Here is a 19,568-nt window from a genome sequence, read left to right on the forward strand (position 1 = left end):
GACCGAGGAGCACACCGACATGACGCATGACAGCCTGCCCACCCGCCGCCTGGGCAGCACGGACATGGACATCACCCGGCTCGGCTTCGGGTCGTGGGCGGTGTCCGGCTCCGGCTGGGCATTCGGCTGGGGCGCGAGCGACGACACCGAGTCCGTCGCCGCGATCCGCCACGCCCTGAGCCGGGGAGTCAACTGGATCGACACCGCCGCGGTCTACGGCCTCGGGCACTCCGAGGAACTCGTCGGCAAGGCCATCGCAGATCTCCCCGAGGCCGACCGGCCCTTCGTGTTCACCAAGGCCGGCCTGGTCTGGGACCCGGCTGATCCCCACGCGTCCCCGCGCCGGATCATGAAGCCCGCCGGTGTTCGCCGCGAGGTCGAGGACTCCCTGCGACGCCTGGGCGTCGAGCGCATCGACCTGTACCAGGTGCACTACCCCGACACCGGCGAGTCCCTCGAATACACCGGCAACGGCACGGGGGCAGTGTCCCCGAACGCGACGCCGCTGGCCGAGTACTGGCAAACCATGGCCGACCTGAAAGCCGAGGGCAAGGTCCGCGCCATCGGCCTGTCCAACCATGCCGTCGCGGAACTGGACGCCGCCGAGAGCATCGCGCACGTGGATGCCATCCAGCCACCGTTCTCCGCGATCAACCGCACCGCCGCCCCCGACATCGCCTGGGCCGAAGCCCACGGCACCGGCGTCATCGCGTACTCCCCGCTCCAATCCGGGCTCCTGACCGGGGCGTTCACCGCCGAGCGCGCCGCGAACCTGCCCGCCGACGACTGGCGCTCCGCGCACGCGGACTTCACCACCGGACTGACCGCGAACCTCCGGCTCGCCGACGCCCTGCGCCCGATCGCCGAGCGCCACGACGCCACCGTCGCCGAGACCGCCGTTGCCTGGGTACTGGCCTGGCCCGGCATCACCGGCGCCATCGTCGGCGCCCGCACCCCCGCCCAGGTCAACGGCTGGACCGGGGCAGCCGATGTGCACCTCACCCCGGCCGACCTCGACGAGATCGCCGCAGCCATCACGACCACCGGAGCAGGAGCAGGCCCCTCCCGAGCCTGACCGGTCCACGAGCGTTCCCACTCCCCCGAGCCCGGCAGCCGTCCGCACCAGCTCGTCCCGGCGGGACGGCCGCCGGCTCGCCCGGACCGGCCGCGCTCCTGGCGGCCCGGGGAGAACTCCGAGGTCGCGCCCCCTAGGGGAGATCCGCCCGGGAGTCATACCGCAGCAGCAGGAGCCCTCGTCATTCCAGCTCATGCCCGCTGCCGGGCGGGCCCGTTACGTTGTGAGGCGTGTCCACAGCTGTCATCAAGACGGACGGCCTCACCAAGAGGTTCCCCCGTGTCACGGCTCTCGACCAGCTCACCGTCGAGGTGCAGCCGGGGGTGGTCGGGCTGGTCGGGTCCAATGGCGCGGGCAAGTCCACACTCATCAAGATCCTGCTCGGGCTGGCCCCGGCGACGTCGGGCCGGGGTGAGGTCCTCGGCCTGGACATCGCCACGCGCGGCTCCGACATCCGTGAGCTCGTCGGCTACATGCCCGAGCACGACTGCCTTCCGCCGGACGTCTCCGCGACCGAGTTCGTGGTGCACATGGCCCGGATGGCGGGCCTGCCCGCCACCGCCGCCCGCGAGCGCACCGCCGACACCCTGCGCCACGTCGGCCTGTACGAGGAGCGGTACCGTCCGATGGGCGGCTACTCGACGGGCATGAAGCAGCGCGTCAAGCTCGCCCAGGCCCTGGTGCACGACCCGAAGCTGGTGCTGCTGGACGAGCCGACCAACGGCCTCGACCCGGCCGGCCGCGACGAGATGCTCGGCCTGATCCGGCGCGTGCACAGCGACTTCGGCATCTCGGTGCTGGTCACCACCCACCTCCTCGGCGAGCTGGAGCGCACCTGCGACCACCTGGTCGTCATCGACGGCGGCAAGCTGCTGCGCTCCTCCTCCACCGCCTCCTTCACGGAGGCGACGGCCGTCCTCGCGGTCGAGGTGACCGACCACCCGCGGGACCAGGCGCTGGAGCCGGGCCCCGCCGTCCGCGAACGCCTCGCCGCCGAGGGGCTGTCCGTCCAGTCGGAGGGCTCGCACCTGCTGCTGGTCAGGCTCGCCGGCGAGGACACCTACGACACCATCCGCGACACCGTCGCCGAACTCGGCCTCGGCCTGGTCCGGTTGGAGCAGCGCCGCCACCGCGTCGCCGAACTCTTCACCGACGCGGGCGACACCGACGCGGGCGACACCGCCGCGCAGAACCCCAGGGGAGGTACGGACGATGTCGCTGCCTCCTGACACCAGGACCGCCGACACCGGCGTCATCCACGACATCGGCTACCGCGGCTACAACGGCCCCCGCCTCGGCCGCGCCTACGCGACCCGCTCGCTCTTCACCCAGAGCCTGCGCGCCGCGTACGGCCTCGGCCGCTCCGGCAAGTCCAAGGTGCTGCCGATGCTGGTGCTCGGCGCGGTGACGGTGCCCGCCGCGATCGCCGTGGCGATCGCCGTCGCGGCGAAGCAGGAAGTCCTGCCCCTCGAGTACGCGAGCTACCTGTCCGCCGTCGGCATCCTCCTCTGGATCTTCCTCGCCGCCCAGGCGCCCGTCCTGCTCTCCCGGGACCTTCGCTACAACACCGTCCCGCTGTACTTCTCCCGCCCGATCACCCGCACCGACTACGTCCGCGCCAAGTTCGCGGCCATGTTCTGCGCCCAGTTCCTGCTGATGCTGGCCCCGTTGGTGGTGCTGTACGCGGGGGCGCTGCTCGGCGGGATGGACTTCGGCGACAACACCGAGCACTTCCTGTACGGGCTGTTCGCGGCCCTGCTCCACTCCCTGGTGCCGACCTCGATCGCCCTGGTGATCGCGGCGAGCACCCCGCGCCGGGGCTTCGGGGTGGCCGCCATCATGGGCTACCTGGCGGTCAGCGCGACGCTCTCGGCGGTCACGATCGGCATGACCCGGGGGACGGACACCGCGGACGCCGCGCAGTGGACGGCCCTGGTCTCGCCGGACACCCTGGTGGAGAGCCTGGTCAACGAACTGTTCGACCTCGGCAGCGGGCTGGACCGCCGGCACGCGCCGGGCGGGTTCGGCGTGATGGTGTTCGCGCTCGTCGCCGTGGCGATGGTGGCCGGCTCCTACCGGCTGCTGCTGCGCCGCTACAAGACCATCTGAGAGGGCGGCATGGCCACCATCACCATCGACAAGGTCTCCCGCTGGTTCGGGAACGTGGTCGCGGTCAACGACGTCTCCATGACGATCGGCCCGGGCATCACGGGCCTGCTCGGCCCGAACGGCGCCGGGAAGTCGACCCTCATCCACATGATGAGCGGCTTCCTGGCCCCCTCCAGCGGCTCGGTCACCCTGGACGGCGCCCCGATCTGGCGCAACCAGGAGGTGTACCGGCAGGTCGGCCTCGTCCCGGAGCGGGAGTCGATGTACGACTACCTGACGGGCTGGGAGTTCGTCCTCGCCAACGCCGAGCTGCACGGCCTCACCCACCCGGGCGCCGCCGCCCGCAAGGCCCTCGACCTGGTCGAGATGGCCTACGCCAAGGACCGCCGCACCGGCACCTACTCCAAGGGCATGAAGCAGCGCGTCAAGATGGCCTCCGCGCTGGTCCACGAGCCGTCCGTCCTGCTGCTCGACGAGCCCTTCAACGGCATGGACCCGCGCCAGCGCCTCCAGCTGATGGAGCTGCTGCGCCGCTTCGGCGCGGACGGGCGGACGGTGCTGTTTTCCTCGCACATCCTGGAGGAGGTCGAGCAGCTCGCCCGGCACATCGAGGTGATCGTCGCCGGCCGTCACGCCGCCTCCGGCGACTTCCGCAAGATCCGCCGGCTGATGACCGACCGCCCGCACCGCTACCTCGTCCGCTCCAGCGACGACCGCCGCCTCGCCGCCGCCCTGATCGCGGACGGCTCCACCAGCGGCATCGAGGTCGACGAACGGGAACGGGCGCTGCGCATCGAGGCGGTGAACTTCCAGGGCTTCACCACCCTGCTGCCCGCCGTCGCCCGCGAGGCAGGCATCCGGCTGTACACCGTCTCCCCGGCGGACGAGTCGCTGGAGAGCGTCTTCTCCTACCTGGTCTCCGCATGAGCCGGGCCGACCGCGACCCCGAAGACCGCGCCGACAACTGGACCCGGGAAGGGGCCGACCGATCATGAACCCGACCGTCGCCAGGTTGACCGTACGCGGCCTGCTGGGCCGCCGCCGCGGCCTCCTGCTGCTGGTGGTCCCCGCGCTGCTGCTGCTGATCGCCGCCCTGGCCGCGAGCACGGACGGCGACAAGCTGGACCTCACCGTCAAGATCCTCGGCGACCTCGACCTCGGCACCCTGGTGCCGATCCTGGGCCTGGTCGTCGGCACCGGCGTGATCGCCACCGAGATCGACGACGGCTCGATCGTCTACCTGCTCGCGAAGCCGCTGCCGCGCTGGCGGATCATCACCACCAAGCTGGCCGTCGCCGTCGTCACCACCTGGGTGTTCGCCGCCGTCCCGACCCTGATCGCCGGGCTGCTGATGTACGGCACCAAGGACGGGCTGGCGCTCGGCTACACCGTGGCCGTGCTGGTCTCGGGCGCCGCGTACAGCGCACTGTTCCTGATGCTCGGCGTGATCACCCGGCACGCGGTGGTGGCCGGGCTGGCGTACGCGCTGGTCTGGGAGGCGCTGGTCGGCAACTACGTCGAGGGCGCCCGGACGCTCAGCATCCAGCAGTGGGGGCGGGCGGTGGCCGAGGCCGTCGCCGGGGACACCACCAACCTCAACCCCGCGGTCTCGCTGGGCGCGGGCGTGATCCTGCTGGCGGTGGTCACCGTCGGCGCCACGGCCTTCGCCTCGGTGAAGCTGGCCGGGCTGACCCTGGCCGCCGAGGAATAGCCGAGGAGCAGCCCGGCCCGTCGTGCGCGGGGCCACCGGGACTAGGGCCTGTCCGGCAGGCCCTACAGCGTCCGGTCGCGCCCCGCGCCCCAGCCGGCCACGCCGACCACGGCGGCCAGCACGAGCATCACCGTCAGCGGAGCCGTCCAGCCGCCGGTCAGCTGGTGCAGCGCACCGGCTCCGACCGGGCCCGCCGCCGCGACGACGTAGCCGATCGCCTGCGACATGCCGCCCAGCTGGGCGGCCCCGGCCGCGGAGCCGGTTCGCAGCACGATGAACGCCAGGCCCAGGCCCAGCGAGCCGCCCTGGGCGACCCCGAGGATCGCCGCCGCCACCCAGGCGCCGGAGACCGGAGCCGCCAGCAGCACGGCGATGCCCAGCCCGTTCAGCGCCGCCATCGTGACGGCCAGCCCGCGCTGGCGGGTCATCCGGCCGGCCAGCAGCGGCACCAGGAAGGCGCCCACGACCTGCAGCAGGTTGGAGAAGGCGAAGGCCAGCGCGGCCTGGCCGCGCTCCATGCCCTGGTCGGCCAGGATGGTCGGCATCCAGGCGACGACGATGTAGACCAGCAGCGACGAGATGCCCATGAAGAGGCTGATCTGCCAGGCCAGCGGCGTCCTCCACAGCCCCGCGATCGGCTTGCCGGGCTGGACGGCGGCCACCCGCGCCTGCTCCTCGGCCCGCTCCTGCCGCGAGCGCAGCACCTGCGGCAGCCAGGCCACCGCGGCGACGACGGCGAGCAGCGACCAGACGCCCAGCGAGGCTTCCCAGCCGCCGCCGAGCGCGTGCTCCAGCGGGACGGAGAGCCCTGCGGCCAGGGTCGCGCCGACCAGCATGGTCGTCGAGTAGACGCCGGTCATCGTCGCCGCGCGGTCCGGGAACTCCCGCTTGACCAGGCCCGGCATCGACACGTTCAGCACCGCGATCGCCACGCCGATCACCATGCAGCCCAGATAGAGCGCGTACACCGAGGGCAGCACCCGCAGCAGCACGCCCGCGCCCAGCACCAGCACGGCGCCCAGGACGACGCGCTCGGCGCCGAAGCGGCGGGTCAGTCGGGGCGTGAGCGGCGCGCCGACGCCCTGGAACAGCACCGGCACGGTGGTGATCAGCCCGCTGGCGGTGGCCGAGAGGCCGAAGGTGCGCTGGATCTCGGCGACCATCGGCGAGACGGCCGCGAGGCAGGCGCGCATGTTGAGCGCGACCAGCAGGATGCCGGTCAGCAGCAGCGCGGGGTGGGCCAGCCGGGAGCGGACGGGGAGCGCGGCGGAGGTGGTGACCACCGGCTGCTGGGCACGGGTGACGGCCATGGTTGTGCGGTTCTTTCGTGTACGGGGCTTGCTGGCGGACGGCGGAAGGGGGCGGCTCGCGCCGTCCTACTTCCGCGCCGCGATGGCGGCGAGCAGCTGCTCGACGGCTGCGGTGGGCTCGGCGAGCAGCTCGCGACAGGCCGCCTCGGCGCGGTCCGGGTCGCCGCTCTCGATCGCGTCGACCAGCGCCGCGTGGGTGGCCACGTCCACCTCGGGCATCTCGTGGTCGCCGAAGGCGGTGGTCATCGACTCGCGCACGGAGGCGCCGAAGTACCGGTACACCTCGGCCAGCGCCGGGTTGTGCGCGGCGTCGACGACGGCGGTGTGGAACTCCAGGTCGTGCTCGACGGTCGCCTCGCGGTTGGCCCGATCCGGGTTCGCCGCCATGACCTCGGCCTCGCGGGCCAGCGCGGCCCGCATCCGCCGGACGTCCTCGGGGGTGTGCCGCAGCGCGGCCAGCCGGGCGGCCTCCGCCTCCAGCGCGGCGCGGACCTCCAGGACGTCCCGGACGCCGGAGCGCTGGACGCCCCGCAGGACGGCGGCCGGGTCGCTGGTGGAGCGGACGAAGGTGCCCTCGCCCTGGCGCGTGACCAGCATCCCGGCGTGCACCAGCACCCGGATGGCCTCCCGCACGGTGTTGCGGCCGACCCGCAGCTGCTCGGCGAGCTCGTGCTCGGTCGGGATCTGCGACCCGAGGGGCCAGCTCCCGCCGACCACCTGCGCGCGCAGCTGCTCGATCGCGGTGTCCACCAGGGAGCGCCGCCCGGCCGCCTGCAGGCTCTCGCCGCTCATACCGGGGCTCCCTTCGCACACCGTTCATCGGTCGTCGGTCATCCTACAACCGCTTGCCCGGTCATCCTACAACCCCCCTCCATTCGCGGCGATCAGCCGAAGACGGCCTTCGGCTCCCCGGTGAACCAGGTGTTGTCGATGCGCATCCGCCGCACGACCCAGCGGTCGCCGTCGCGGACCAGCTCCACGTCGTAGGGGTTCTTGAGCAGCGCGTGGACGGCCGGGTCGGCGATCAGCAGGTGCTGGGCCTCCACCAGGGCGGTGAGGCGGGCGGTGTCGCCGTCGACGACGATCCGGGGGTTGGTGACCTGGTGGGTGGTGTCGATCCGGCCGGTGAACATCGCCAGGATGGTGTCGACGATGAAGTCCCGGCCGGTCATCAGCGGGGGCTCGCCGCCCCACTTGGCGGCGGCCGGGCGGAAGTCGAGCTCGGCGTCCTCGGAGAAGGCCGAGGCGAACAGCTCCCGGTCCTTGAGGTCCTGGCCGAGGCCGAAGCGGTAGAGCGCGTCGAGGATCTCCGCGCGGTCGCGCAGCTCGGCGACCACGGCGGCGGTGTCCTGGGCCGGGGCGGTCAGGGCCTGGGGTGCGGTGACGTACATGATGGACTCTCCTCGGCGGGGGCGGATCTTCCGGTCTTTCGACACCTGTGATCCTTCCGCTCGCCGGACGGGGCATCAACGCGCTTGTGAGGCACGATCGTTAAGCCCCGGTTGACGATCGGCCGGACGGGGGAGGGGCCGGGATGTTGGAGCGGTACGAGGTGGAGGCGTTCCTGACGCTCGCCGAGGAGCTGCACTTCGGGCGGACGGCGGAGCGGCTGCACGTCTCCACGGCGAGGATCAGCCAGACGATCGCGAAACTGGAGCGCCGGATCGGCGTCCCGCTGTTCCACCGCACCAGCCGCCGGGTCCGACTCTCGCCGGCGGGGCTGGAGTTGTACGGGGAGGTCCGGCCCGCCTGGGAGCGGATCGGCGCCGCCGTCGTGCGGGCGGTGGAGGCCGGGCGGGGCCTGAGCGGGCGGCTGCGGGTCGCCTTCGTCGGCCCGGCGGCGGGCCAGCTGCTGGCGGGCATCGCGCAGGAGTTCCGCGAGCGGCACCCGGACTGCGAGGTGCGGCTGCGGGAGGCCCAACTGCCCGAGGTCATGCCGTGGTTGCGCGAGGGCGCGGTCGAACTCGCGCTGACCTGCCAGCCGGTGCGCGGGGAGGACGTCGCGGCGGGCCCGGTCCTGGTGCGCGAGGCGCGGATGCTCGCCGTGCCGGCCGGGCACCCGTTCGCCCGCCGGGGCGCCGTCTCCCTGGCGGAGTTGGGCGGGGTGACGGTGCTGCGGCTGCCCGGGACGCTCAGCGCGGCCGAGGACCGTACGCCGCTGGGCGGGCTCGGCGGGCTCGGCGGGCTCGGCGGGTTCGGCCCCCTCGGCCCCCTCGGCCCGGAGGCGACGACGTTCAACGAGGCGCTCACCCTGGTGGGCGCGGGGGAGGGCGTCTTCGAGGTGGGCGCCCACGCCCGGCGGTACTTCGCCCGCCCGGACGTCGCGTACGTGCTCCTCACGGACGCCGAGCCGGTCGAGTGGAGCCTGGTGTGGCCCGCCGACGGGGCCACCGCCCGGGTCCGGGCCTTCGGAGAGGCCGCCCTCGCCGTGATCGGTCCGGCCTGAGCGGTGAATGCCGGGCGTGACTGCCGGGCGGCGTGGCTACCGGGCGGGGAAGAGGCGCTCCAGGACGAGGGCGACGCCGTCCTCGTCGTTGCCCGCCGTGACCTCGTCCGCGACGGCCAGCAGCTCCTCGTGCGCCCCCGCCATGGCCACGCCGTGCGCGGCCCAGCCGAACATCGGGACGTCGTTGGGCATGTCGCCGAAGGCGATGGTGTCGGCCGCGCGCACGCCCAGGCGGCGGGCGGCGACGGCGAGGCCCGTGGCCTTGGAGAGCCCGAGCGGCAGCAGTTCCACCACGCCGGCCCCGGCCATCACCACGCCGACCAGCCCGCCGGCCGCGTTGCGGGCGGCCTCCGCGAGGGCGTCGTCGTCGAGGCCCGGGTGCTGGATGTAGAGCTTGCTGACGGGCGAGGCCAGCAGCTCGTCGCGTTCGACGCGCACCACCGGCAGGTCCGAGCCGATGATCAGCTCGTACCCGGGCCCGGCGAGCACCTGCCCGTCCAGGCCGTCCTGGTTGGCGGCGACGGCCAGCGGCCCGACCTCGGCCTCGATCTTCTCGATCGCGTGCGCGGCGAGGCGCCGGTCGAGGGTCAGGGAGGTGAGCAGCTTGTGCGCGCCGGCGTCGTAGACCTGGGCGCCCTGCCCGCAGACCGCTATGCCGGTGTACCCGATCTCGTCGAAGACGGGCCGGGCCCAGACCGCCGAGCGGCCGGTGACGACGATGTGGAGCGCGCCCGCGCCGGTGGCCGAGGCCAGGGCGGCGCGGGTGCGCTCGGAGACGGTCTCGGTGCTGGTGAGCAGCGTGCCGTCGAGGTCGGTGGCGACCAGCCGGTAGGGCAGGTCGCCACCGTTCGCACGCGCGTCGGCCGGGAGGGCGGGGCTGGTGCTGCTCATGGGCCGTACGTCTCCCGGGTTCTGCGGATGGAGCCGGTGGAGCTGGTGGAACAGGTGGAGCCGGGGCTTACTTGACCGGCTCGAGGACGGTCCGCCCGCCGAGGAAGGGCCGCAGCGCCTCCGGCACGACGACCGAGCCGTCGGCCTGCTGGTGGTTCTCCAGGATGGCCACGATGGTGCGCGGGATGGCGACCAGGGTGCCGTTGAGGGTGGCGAGCGGGCGGGTCCTGCCCTCCTCGCGCATCCGGATGGAGAGCCGGCGGGCCTGGTACTCGGTGGTGTTGGAGGTCGAGGTGACCTCGCGGTACTTGCCCTGGGTGGGGATCCACGCCTCGATGTCGAACTTGCGGGCCGCCGAGGCGCCGAGGTCGCCGGAGGCGACGTCGATGACCCGGTAGGGCAGCTCGAGGGCGTTGAGGAAGTCCTTCTCCCACTGGAGCAGGCGGCGGTGCTCGGCCTCCGCCTCCTCCGGAGTGGTGTAGACGAACATCTCCACCTTCTCGAACTGGTGGACGCGGATGATGCCGCGGGTGTCCTTGCCGTACGTGCCGGCCTCGCGGCGGAAGCAGGAGGAGTACCCGGCGTAGCGCAGCGGCAGCTTGTCGGCGTCGAGGATCTCGTCCATGTGGTACGCCGCCAGCGGCACCTCGCTGGTGCCGACGAGGTACCGGTCGTCCTCGGCGAGGTGGTAGACGTTCTCGGCGGCCTGGCCGAGGAACCCGGTGCCGTCCATGGCCGCGGGGCGGACCAGGGTCGGGGTGATCATCGGGATGAAGCCGGCCGCGGTGGCCTGCGCGATGGCCATGTTGACCAGGGCGAGCTCCAACAGCGCGCCGACACCGGTCAGGTAGTAGGAGCGGGCGCCGGCGACCTTGGCACCGCGCTCGGTGTCGATGGCGCCGAGGATCTGGCCGAGCTCGACGTGGTCGCGGGGCTCGAAGCCCTCGGCGGCGAAGTCGCGCGGGGTGCCGATCTCCTCGAGCGTGACGAAGTCCTCCTCGCCACCGATCGGAGCGGCCGGGTCGATGAGGTTCGCCAGGGAGCGCAGCAGGCGGTCCGCTTCCTCCTTGGCGGCGCTCTGCTCGGCGTCGGCGGCCTTGACCTCGGCGGCGAGGTCCTTGGTGCGCTGGAGCAGGGCGGCCTTCTCGTCGCCCTTGGCCTGGGCGACCTGCTTGCCGAGCACCCGCTGCTCGTTGCGCAGTTCGTCGAAGCGACTGCCCGAGGACCGGCGCCGTTCGTCGGCGGAGAGGAGGGCGTCGACGACGTCGACGTCCTCGCCACGGACGCGCTGCGAAGCGCGCACTCGGTCAGGGTCCTCACGGAGCAGGCGAAGGTCAATCACAGGCCCTAGCGTACCGGGCGGAGGGTTCCCCACCGGTACCGGATTTCCCCTGGGGATAACTCGGTCCGTCCTGTGGATAACTTCTGTGGGGAAGTTCGTCGGGGCGGGTTATCCACAGGCTCCGCCCCGAGCCTGTGGAGAGAGGGGGACGGTCACCCTCCGCGAATCCGAACCAGGGAATTGAGGTTTCAAACCTCACCTGACCCACTCGGGCGAGGGAATTGAAGCACTCGGACGGGTGATTTGCAGGCAAGCGGGTGACTCTGGTCGGATTAGTCATCTCTGCGACGCAAACCGATGGTCCGACCGGGTCTGGGCAATGGCTATACCGGTTTGTCGACTCGTCCCCAGACCTGTGGATAACTTCCGGCTGTGGACAGCGCGCGGGCCTGTGGACAGCGGGCCCCGCCCGGGGCGGGCCCTGTGGACGAAGGCGGAACGGACTGCGGGGCCGCGGTGGACTCACGCGACCCCGCTCGATCGCCGCGATCGAAACCGGTCGAAAACGTCGGGAAAAGCAAGGAAAGACGACAGGCGTCCCTTGGGGGGCGTCCTGGGCGTGACCCGAAAGGCACGCCCTAGCTGTCCGCGCGCCCGTCGAGGCAGCGGGAGAGCCAGTCCGTCGCCTCGGTGAAATCGTCGTCCGAGGTTCCGGGCCGGCGAAGGGTCGAGACCTGCTTGTCGGCGCGCGGATAGGAGCCGAGGAAGCGCACCTGCGGACAGATCCGCTTGAGGCCCATCATCGCCTCGCCCACCCGGCGCTCGGACAGGTGCCCCTCGCAGTCGATGAGGAAGCAGTAGCTGCCCAGCCCCTCACCGGTCGGCCGGGACTCGATCCGCATCAGGTTGACCCCGCGCACCGCGAACTCCTGGAGCAGTTCCAGCAGCGCACCGGGGTGGTCGTCCGGCAGCCAGGCCACCAACGAGGTCTTGTCCGCGCCGGTCGCCGAGGAGATCCGCCCGGGCCGGCCGACCAGGACGAACCGGGTGGTCGCCGTCTTGGCGTCGGCGATGTCCTTGACCAGCGGGTCGAGGCCGTAGATCGGCGCCGCGAACTCGCCCGCGAACGCCCCGTCGTAGCGGCCCTCCGCCACCAGCCGCGCGCCGTCCGCGTTGGAGGCGGCCGACTCCCAGACGGCCTCCGGCAGGTTCGAGGCCATCCAGCGCCGCACCTGCGGCTGGGCGACGGGGTGGCTGGTGACCGTCCTGATCTCCGACAGCTCGGTGCCCGGCCGCACCAGCAGTGCGAAGGTGATCGGCAGCAGCACCTCGCGGTAGATCATCAGCGGTGCGCCGGAGGCGAGTTCGTCGTTGGTCGCGGTGACGGCGCCCTCGACGGAGTTCTCGATCGGCACGAACGCCCCGGAGGCGTCCCCGTTGCGCACCGCGTCCAGGGTCAGCGCCACCGAGGACAGCGGCACCAGCTCCCGGGTCGCCGCCTCGGGCAGGGTGTGCAGCGCCGCCTCCGTGAACGTGCCGGCCGGGCCGAGATAGGTGTAGCGCGTGGCCGTGGCCGACATTGGACGCCTCCGGAGGTCTCAGCGATCGGAACGAAGAAACGCAAGAAGATGGAACGGAAGAAGGGGTCCGGCGCCGTGGACCGACCGCCGTCCCCCTCCTGCCACCCTAGCGATTCCGGCCACCCGGAACGGGCCTGTTCCAACGGACGGGACGTGGATGGGACAAGGCAGGAAGCGGAGCCCAGGGCGTCACTTCCGGATCACGCCGGGCGGGCCCCGAAAGTGATGACCTAGCCCTCCAGCAGCTCCTGCCCCAGGTACCCGCCCGCCGCGACCCCCGGCAGCACCGCGTACAGCCCGCTCGCCTCGTGCCGCAGGAAGCGCGACAGCCCGTCGCCCCGGGAGAGCTTGCGCTGCACCGGGGTGAAGCCCCGGCGCGGATCGGACTGGAAGGCGAGGAAGAGCAGCCCGGCGTCCGGGCTGCCGTCCGCCGACAGGCCGTCGTGGTACGAGAACCCGCGCCGCAGCATCGCCGCCCCGCCGTTCGCGGCCGGGGCGGCGACCCGGATGTGGGCGTCGGCCGGGATGGCCAGCGCGTCGTCCTGTCCCCGGGCCGCCAGGTCCACCGGGGCGTGCTCCCCGGCCCCGGCGGGCGTGCCCAGCGGGGCCCCGTCCGACTTGCGCCGCCCGATCACCCGCTCCTGCCGGTCGACGGGCAGCGCCTCCCAGTGGTCCAGCAGCATCCGGATGCGCCGGAACACCAGGTACGAGCCGCCCGCCAGCCAGGCCGGCCGGTCCTCGCCGGCGGTGCAGAACACCTTGTCCGCGAAGCCGTCCTCGGTGGGCTTGGGGTTGTTGGTGCCGTCGATCTGCCCCATCAGGTTGCGCCCGGTGACGGTCTGCGCGGCGGCGCCCGGCGTCCGGGCGAAGCCGGCCGACTGCCAGCGCAGCGCCGCCGTCCCGGCCGCCAGCCGCTGCAGCACCCGCAGGGCGTGCACCGCCACCAGCGCGTCGTCGGCGCCGATCTGGACGAACAGGTCCCCGTCGCCGCGCGCCGGGTCCAGGGCGTCGCCGGGGAAGGCGGGCAGCGGCTCGAGCGCGGCCGGGCGGCGGTCGGTGAGCCCGGCCTTGTCGAGGAGCGAGGCGCCCACGCCCACGGTGAGGGTGAGCGAGCAGGGTCCGGCGTCCAGCGCGACCTGGTCCTCGAACTCCTCGACGGGCTCCCCGGCGGTCAGCCTCTCGGCGGCGCGGGACCAGCGCTGGAACAGGGTGCGCAGCCCGTCCCGGCCGACGCCCTGGGCCAGGTCGAAGGCGGCCAGCTGCACCCGGGCCTGCTGCGGCTCCAGGATGCCCGCCTGATGTTCCCCGTGGAACCTCACCCGTCCGGCGCCCAGCGCCCCGATGCCCGGCGTCCCGGCGGTCGACGCCGCACCCGTGGCGGCGGTCCGGTCCAGGGCGACGGCCCCGGCCGCCCCCGCCCCGGCGCCGGCGAGCAGCCCGGCTCCGGCGGTGCCGATCAGCGCCCGCCTGGTGAAACCGCGGTCGGTGGTCCCGTCCATCGCCGTCACCCGATCCTGAACTGCTGGGTGGGGGTGGTCTGGTCGATGTCGGAGGAGCGGATCTGTGCCGACACCACCCAGGTGCCGGCCAGCGGCAGCTGCGTGGTGCCGCTCCAGCGGCCCGGGCCCTGGGGGGTGAGCACGACGGGCAGCGGGCCGAGGTCGCGGTCCGGCAGGGTGAAGGCGAGCTGCACCTCGGGCACCTCGACCGGCTTGCCGTCCACGCCGTCCAGCGCGAGCTTCACCTCGTTGGGGCCGGTCCGGGCCGGGTTGAGGGTGACGGTCGCGGTGCCCTTGGCGTTGGGGGTGCGGCCCTTGGTGTCGTACGGGAGCTTCAGCTCCACCGTGCGCCCCGGCTCGGTCTGCGGGGCGGCCCCGGCCGCACCACCGGCGGCGGGGGCGGTGTTCCCGGCGGCCTTGACCTCGCCCGCCACCCGCCCGGGCGGCGAGTTGGTCAGCATCGTGGTGACGGCCAGCACCGCCACCGCGACCAGCGCCTCCACCAGCACCGAGCGGCGCAGCCCCGCCCGCGTCGGGGTGAGCCCGCGCTCGCGCCCCGCGCTCTCCCGGGCCGCGCGCTGGCGCTCCAGCTGGGCCTGCCGGGCCGGGTCCTCGCCGTGCGCGGCGACGGCCACCGGCTCCGGCTCGGGCAGCTCGGCCGGTTCGACCTCCGCCGCCTCCTCCGGGGCCGCGCGCAGCCGGGCCAGCCAGGTGCGGGAGATCCAGGCGACGCCGAGCATCACCACGACGCAACCGGTCTTCACCAGCAGCAGCCGCCCGTACTCGGTGTCGCCGAGCGCGCCCCAGCTGCCGAGGCCCCGCCAGGACTGGTAGAGGCCCGTGGCGGCCAGGACGGCGACGCAGCCGAACGCGATCTTCGAGAAGCGGTCCACCACCTCGGCGCCGACGCCCTCGCGCAGTGCCACCAGCAGTGCGGCCAGGCCGCCCAGCCAGAGCGCCATCGCGATCAGGTGCAGCATGCCGAGCGGCAGCGCCAGCCAGACCTGGATGCCGACCGAGGCGTGGTCGGCGCCGACCCAGGTCGCCGAGAGCGCGACGGCCAGCACCAGTCCGGCCACACCCAGGCCCAGCCTGGTCTCCCGCTGCGGCCGCTCGGCGGCCCGGCGCTCCAGCTCGCGCAGCTCCGCCTCCTCGGCGTCCTCGGCGTTCTCGGCATCCGGAGCGTCCTCGGGAGCCTCCGAAGAGGCGGCCGACACCGTACGGGGCGGCTGCCCCAGCTGTCCGACCAGCAGCGACAGGAACACTCCGCCCGCCGCGAGCAGCAGCAGCCGCGCGGCCAGCGCGGTGCCGATCCGCTCGTCCAGGGTGGCGCGCACCAGCGACAGGTCGAACGCCTTGCCGATCCCCGACCCGCGCTCGTACGGGCCGCGCAGCATCAGCACCGCGACGGTGGAGACCAGCAGCGCCGTCCACCCGGTCATCAGCAGCCGCTGCACCGACCGGCGGGCGGTGCCGCCCGGCCAGCAGATCAGTACGAACGCGGCCACCCCGGCCAGCAGCGCGAACGCCGCGTACGCGACGGTGCGCCCGGTGCCGTAGAGGGCGGCGACCAGCCCGTCCGCATCGGCGCCCTGGAGGGCGGAGGCGGAGACGGAGGTGTCCGAGGGCGCGCCGACGGAGAAGGTGAAGGCCCCGCCCACCGGGTGCGAGTCCGCGGAGACGGCCCGCCAGGCCACGGTGTACGTGCCGTTGGCGAGGCCGCTGTTCAGGCCGACGCGGGCGGTGTTGGCCCTGCCGTCCGCGTGCACGGGGTTCCCGGCGTCCACCGCCTTGCCGGCCGGGTCGAGGACCCGGACGGAGTCGCCGGAGAGCGACACCTCCTCGCTGAAGGTCAGGGTGACCGACTGCGGGGCCGTGGCGACGACCGAGTTCTGCTGCGGGTCGGTGGAGTCCAGGGTGGCGTGCGCGGAGGCGGGGCCGGCGGCGGCGAGCATCAGCGCGAGCAGCGCGCCGAGCACCCCGACCAGCCCGGTCAGGCGGCGGTGGACGATCCGGCGGGCGGTCCGGCGGGTGAAGGCCGTTTCCATGCTGGCGGGTCCTCTGGGTCGTGTCTTTCGGCTCACGTCGACACGACCTAGTTCTGGCCGGGGCGGTAGGTGAGCTCCTTGACCGGCACCTTGACCGCGATGGTGCCGGACTTGGCGAAGGTCAGGTCCAGCTCGACCTCGTCGCCGAGGGCCGGGGCCTTCTGCCAGCCCATGATCATCAGGTGGTTGCCGCCGCGCGAGAGCTGCAGCGCGCCGTGCGCGGGCACGTCCATGCTCTCGACCTGCTCCATGCTCGAGGCCGTCGAGCGGTGCATGGTGATCGACTCCGCGCCCGGGCTGCTCACCTTGACCAGCTGGTCCTGACCGCCGTCGTTGCGCACGGTCAGGTACCCGGCCGCCATCCCGCCCGCCGGGGGCAGCGGGATGTAGGAGTCGGCGACGCTCAGCTTCGCCGGGCCGGTCCCCGCGTCGGCCTGGCTGCCCGAGCCGCAGGCCGCGAGGATCGCCCCGGCGCCCAGGGCGGTGGCCAGCACCGCGCCGGTCAGCGCCGAGCGGCGGAAGCGGCGGGAGGTGCCGGTGGCCGCGGCGGTCACGCCGCCACCCCCTTGGCGAGCAGGGGCAGGTCGTGGGTGTAGGTCTTCACGTCGGTGCCGCTCATGTAGAGCACGTGCGCCTTGTCGTCCGAGGGGAGGAAGGCCAGCACCTGGGCGCCGTGGGTGGAGGTGACGGTGCCGTCCGCGTTGACCACCGGGTCCTCGATCATGATGCCCAGTGACTTGGCGGCGGCCTTCACCTTCTCCAGGTCGCCGGTGAGACCTATGAAGTCCTTGCCCATCGAGTCCAGCCAGGTGCGCAGCACCTTGGGGGTGTCGCGCTGCGGGTCGGTGGAGACGAAGACGACGTCGACCTTCTTGCGCTCCTCCTCCGGCAGCGCCTTCATCGCCACGCCGATGTCGCCCATGGTGGTCGGGCAGACGTCCGGGCAGCTGGTGTAGCCGAAGAACAGCAGGGTGCTGTGCCCGTTGGTCTGCTTGCGCAGGTCGAAGGGCTGCCCGCTGGTGTCGGTCAGCTGGAGGTCGGGCTTCTCGAAGTTCTTGGCGAGCTTGGTGCCCTCGTAGGGCGTCTTCTCCTTCTGCTGGACGACGGTGGCGGCATTGCCGCTGCCACCACCGTCGGAACCGCAGGCGGAGAGGGTCAGGGCGGCGGCGAGCGCGAGGGCGGCGGCGCCGGCGAGGCGGGTGGTGCGGGAGGTGCGGGGCATGGGGGGTTTCCGATCGTGCGCGCTGGAGCGCCGGCGGGGGCCGTCGCGGGACGGCCCCCGCCGACGCCTGGATCAGGAGGCGGAGCCGCTGCTCTTGCGGCGCAGGCCCGCGATGCCGACGGCGGTGCCGATCACGCCGACCACGATGCCGACGACGCCCAGGGTGCGGGCGGTGGAGTCGCTGGCCTTCCTGTCGCCGTCGGAGGCGGCGGCGTGGTCCGAGCTGTCGCCGTGCGTCCCGGCGGCCGGGCTGGCGGTGGCGCTCGCGCCCGCACCGTGGTGGTCGTCGCCCGACGCCTTGGTGAGCTTGAGGACGGGCGCCGGGTGGGCCGCCTCGGGCTGGCCCTCCTTGGACTCGTCGATCCAGCGGACGACGTCGCCGTTGTCGTAGGTCTGCAGGGCCTTGAACGCCATGCTGTCGGCGTCGGTCGGCAGCGGGCCGAGGGAGACGCGGAACTCCTGGAACTGGCCGGGGGCGATCTTGGTGGCGGCGTCGGCGGTCCAGGTGATCTTGGAGACGGCCTCGTTGACGTCGCTGCCGTGGACCTTGATCGGCTTGTCGAGCTTGGACTTCTCGACGACGGCGGTCCAGCCCGGCATCGGCAGGGTGCGCACGGAGGCCAGCGGGTGGTCCAGGGGCAGGTTGACCTCCAGCTTCACCGTGCTCGCGGTGTCGCTCTCGTTCGGCACCCGGAAGTCGACGGCCGTGTAGCCGCCCTGCGAGGCCGTGCCGGGGTTCACGGTGACGTGCGCGAACGCGGGGCCGGCCAGCGCCACCACGGAGGCGGCGGCGGTCAGGGCGACGGCGGCGATGCGGCGGGTGGGAAGGGAACGCATGATGCGGGGTCTCCGATCGGAGGAAGGACGTGTGGGGGTCGAGCCTGAGGCCGTCGTTCGTGATCGAAGGACGGTCCGGTCACCGCGCACACCCATGCCCCGGGACGGCCGTACGGGCAGAGCCGTCGAACCGCCGGGAAGGCCGGGTCAGTACGCGAACGCCCCGCGCGGCGGCCCCCGCCGCACCACGCTGTGCCGCAGCGCGGCACCCACCGGGAACGGCGGCTCGCCGCCCCCGCGCCCGAACCGGAGCTCCGGGCCCGCGACGCCGAACAGCCCGCGCAGCAGCGCGGCCGCCAGCAGCAGCGCCGAGCGCAGCGGAGCCGCCCAGTGCTCCCGGGCCGCCGAGGCCGCCACCCGCAGCAGCCGCCACAGCGCGGCCTCGCCTCGCCGCAGCCACCAGCCCGCCACCAGCGCGGCCGCCAGGTGCCCGGCCAGCATCGAGGGCGTCATCCCCAGCACCCCGCCCTGCCACCAGGGCGCGGTGGCGAAGGCGTGCGGGTCCAGACCCGCCGAGGAGACCAGCTGCTCGGCCGTCGGCCCGCCCGGCAGACCTGCCAGCGTGCCCGGCCGGGCCTCGTTGCAGATCAGCCTGGTGGCCACCTCCGGGACGCCCATCGCGCCCCCGGCCCCGCCTCCGCCGTGGTGGTGCATCCCCGCCATCGCGGAGGCACCGAAACCGTGGAAGAGGCAGTGCAGCCCCAGTTGGCCGACGCCCAGCGCCCCGGCGATGCCCGCCAGCGAACGTTCCCGCCCGCCCAGCGCCACCGCGCACACCAGCACCGCCGCGAAGCCCGTCACCAGCGCCACCGGCGCCGCGTTCCCGCCGCCCGCCAGCGCGTGTCCGACGGCCGCTATCAGCGTGCACACCAGCGCGAACGGGACAGCCCGGGCAACCCTCAGGTCCCAGGCGGCGGCCCCCACCGGCCGGGCCGGGGCGGAGGCGCCCGGGAGCGGGGCGGCGGGGAGGGCAGTCATGGCTGCGCCATCATCTCACCGCCTACCGGGCCGACACGGACAGGGTGGGAAATCCCTACGAATGCCCCGTTCGGCGGCGGCGCGAGGGGTGAACAGTGCGCCGCCCGGCACAGACCCCGGCCCGAGTCCATCCGCCGAACGAGCGGTAGCGCCCCCGTGGCACGGTTCACCGCGGAATCACCCGGAGATACCTAGTTGTATGTGGAGCCGCAGCCAGGAGGGACCTCCCGTGGACATCTGGTGGACTCTGCACCTCAAGCGCGACCCGGCCAGCGTCCCGCTCGCCCGGCGCATCCTGCTCGGTGCCATGGCGACGGCGGGCGTGGACCCGCAGATCGCCCACGACCTCGGGGTCGCCCTCACCGAGGCGTGCGCCAACGCCGTCGAGCACGGCGCCTGCGGCCGACCCGAGGACGGCTTCCAGGTCACCGCCTCGATCAGCGGCGACCGGCTGCGCATCGAGGTCACCGACTCCGGCCCGGGCCTGCCCGCCCCCGCCGCCCCGCGCTCCCGCCGCCCCGCCGCCGCCCCCGAGGCCGCCGCCACCCGCCCGGCCCCGTACCCCCGCCCCCGCCGGGGC

At 73.5% G+C, this 19,568-nt stretch carries 18 protein-coding genes and 1 pseudogene; 7 read left to right on the top strand and 12 right to left on the bottom strand.

Going from position 1 to position 19,568, the window contains the following annotated elements; translation table 11 throughout:
• Window positions 1-19: 19 nt before the first annotated feature.
• The 5 genes and pseudogenes from IH61_RS0129280 (at window position 20) to IH61_RS0129300 (ending at window position 4,895) form a co-directional block, all read left to right on the top strand.
• Complete coding sequence (locus tag IH61_RS0129280) at window positions 20-1,075, top strand: aldo/keto reductase (protein WP_031075265.1); 1,056 nt, start codon at window positions 20-22, stop codon at window positions 1,073-1,075.
• Window positions 1,076-1,305: 230 nt separating this feature from the next.
• Window positions 1,306-2,304: an ABC transporter ATP-binding protein gene (locus tag IH61_RS0129285; RefSeq protein WP_051838308.1), complete on the top strand. Its 999-nt coding sequence runs from the start codon at window positions 1,306-1,308 to the stop codon at window positions 2,302-2,304.
• The gene (locus tag IH61_RS0129290; protein ID WP_031075270.1) at window positions 2,288-3,184 is read left to right on the top strand and encodes an ABC transporter permease; all 897 of its coding nucleotides are present in this window, start codon (window positions 2,288-2,290) and stop codon (window positions 3,182-3,184) included. Before IH61_RS0129285 ends, IH61_RS0129290 begins: the two co-directional genes overlap by 17 nt.
• A 75-nt stretch (window positions 3,185-3,259) precedes the next feature.
• A pseudogene (locus tag IH61_RS0129295) lies at window positions 3,260-4,111 on the top strand (ABC transporter ATP-binding protein); the annotation flags it as partial.
• 61 nt (window positions 4,112-4,172) lie between these two features.
• Entirely contained in the window at window positions 4,173-4,895 is a 723-nt protein-coding gene (locus IH61_RS0129300) for an ABC transporter permease (protein WP_031075274.1), read from the top strand.
• Between the two features lie 62 nt (window positions 4,896-4,957).
• Here IH61_RS0129300 and IH61_RS0129305 read toward each other — a convergent pair whose 3' ends face one another.
• From IH61_RS0129305 to IH61_RS0129315, 3 genes are all read right to left on the bottom strand, one after another.
• Window positions 4,958-6,205, bottom strand: coding sequence for a CynX/NimT family MFS transporter (locus IH61_RS0129305; protein ID WP_031075276.1), 1,248 nt, complete (start codon window positions 6,203-6,205; stop codon window positions 4,958-4,960).
• A 66-nt stretch (window positions 6,206-6,271) separates the two neighbouring features.
• The gene (locus tag IH61_RS0129310; protein ID WP_031075279.1) at window positions 6,272-6,997 is read right to left on the bottom strand and encodes a FadR/GntR family transcriptional regulator; all 726 of its coding nucleotides are present in this window, start codon (window positions 6,995-6,997) and stop codon (window positions 6,272-6,274) included.
• Between the two features lie 92 nt (window positions 6,998-7,089).
• Entirely contained in the window at window positions 7,090-7,641 is a 552-nt protein-coding gene (locus IH61_RS0129315) for a nuclear transport factor 2 family protein (protein ID WP_234327382.1), read from the bottom strand.
• Between the two features lie 98 nt (window positions 7,642-7,739).
• Between IH61_RS0129315 and IH61_RS0129320 the strand changes: the two genes are divergently transcribed.
• Entirely contained in the window at window positions 7,740-8,651 is a 912-nt protein-coding gene (locus IH61_RS0129320) for a LysR family transcriptional regulator (RefSeq protein ID WP_031075282.1), read from the top strand.
• A gap of 36 nt (window positions 8,652-8,687) precedes the next feature.
• On the opposite strand, the gene IH61_RS0129325 is transcribed toward IH61_RS0129320, so the two are convergent.
• The 9 genes from IH61_RS0129325 to IH61_RS0129365 all read right to left on the bottom strand — a co-directional run bounded on the left by IH61_RS0129325 (window position 8,688) and on the right by IH61_RS0129365 (window position 18,988).
• Complete coding sequence (locus IH61_RS0129325; protein ID WP_031075285.1) at window positions 8,688-9,542, bottom strand: HAD family hydrolase; 855 nt, start codon at window positions 9,540-9,542, stop codon at window positions 8,688-8,690.
• A gap of 67 nt (window positions 9,543-9,609) precedes the next feature.
• Window positions 9,610-10,884, bottom strand: a complete 1,275-nt coding sequence (gene serS, locus IH61_RS0129330; RefSeq protein ID WP_078911482.1) for a serine--tRNA ligase — start codon at window positions 10,882-10,884, stop codon at window positions 9,610-9,612.
• 578 nt (window positions 10,885-11,462) lie between these two features.
• Entirely contained in the window at window positions 11,463-12,404 is a 942-nt protein-coding gene (pheA, locus tag IH61_RS0129335) for a prephenate dehydratase (RefSeq protein WP_031075289.1), read from the bottom strand.
• Window positions 12,405-12,634: 230 nt separating this feature from the next.
• Window positions 12,635-13,903, bottom strand: coding sequence for an iron uptake transporter deferrochelatase/peroxidase subunit (efeB, locus tag IH61_RS0129340; protein WP_031075291.1), 1,269 nt, complete (start codon window positions 13,901-13,903; stop codon window positions 12,635-12,637).
• A gap of 5 nt (window positions 13,904-13,908) precedes the next feature.
• Entirely contained in the window at window positions 13,909-15,951 is a 2,043-nt protein-coding gene (locus IH61_RS0129345) for a copper resistance protein CopC (protein ID WP_031075294.1), read from the bottom strand.
• Window positions 15,952-15,998: 47 nt separating this feature from the next.
• A complete protein-coding gene (locus IH61_RS0129350) occupies window positions 15,999-16,505 on the bottom strand; it encodes a copper chaperone PCu(A)C (protein ID WP_037973513.1) in 507 nt (168 codons plus the stop codon).
• Window positions 16,502-17,173: an SCO family protein gene (locus tag IH61_RS0129355; protein WP_031075303.1), complete on the bottom strand. Its 672-nt coding sequence runs from the start codon at window positions 17,171-17,173 to the stop codon at window positions 16,502-16,504. Before IH61_RS0129355 ends, IH61_RS0129350 begins: the two co-directional genes overlap by 4 nt.
• A 72-nt stretch (window positions 17,174-17,245) precedes the next feature.
• Window positions 17,246-18,010, bottom strand: a complete 765-nt coding sequence (locus tag IH61_RS0129360) for a YcnI family protein (RefSeq protein ID WP_037973514.1) — start codon at window positions 18,008-18,010, stop codon at window positions 17,246-17,248.
• Window positions 18,011-18,157: 147 nt separating this feature from the next.
• The gene (locus IH61_RS0129365) at window positions 18,158-18,988 is read right to left on the bottom strand and encodes a hypothetical protein (protein WP_051838309.1); all 831 of its coding nucleotides are present in this window, start codon (window positions 18,986-18,988) and stop codon (window positions 18,158-18,160) included.
• A gap of 229 nt (window positions 18,989-19,217) precedes the next feature.
• On the opposite strand from IH61_RS0129365, the gene IH61_RS0129370 reads away from it, so the two are divergent.
• Window positions 19,218-19,568: ATP-binding protein (locus IH61_RS0129370; RefSeq protein ID WP_031075311.1), on the top strand; the 351-nt coding region annotated here is incomplete at its 3' end.

Origin of the sequence: Streptomyces sp. NRRL WC-3742 (assembly GCF_000720635.1) — a bacterium.
Taxonomy (GTDB): Bacteria; Actinomycetota; Actinomycetes; order Streptomycetales; family Streptomycetaceae; genus Kitasatospora.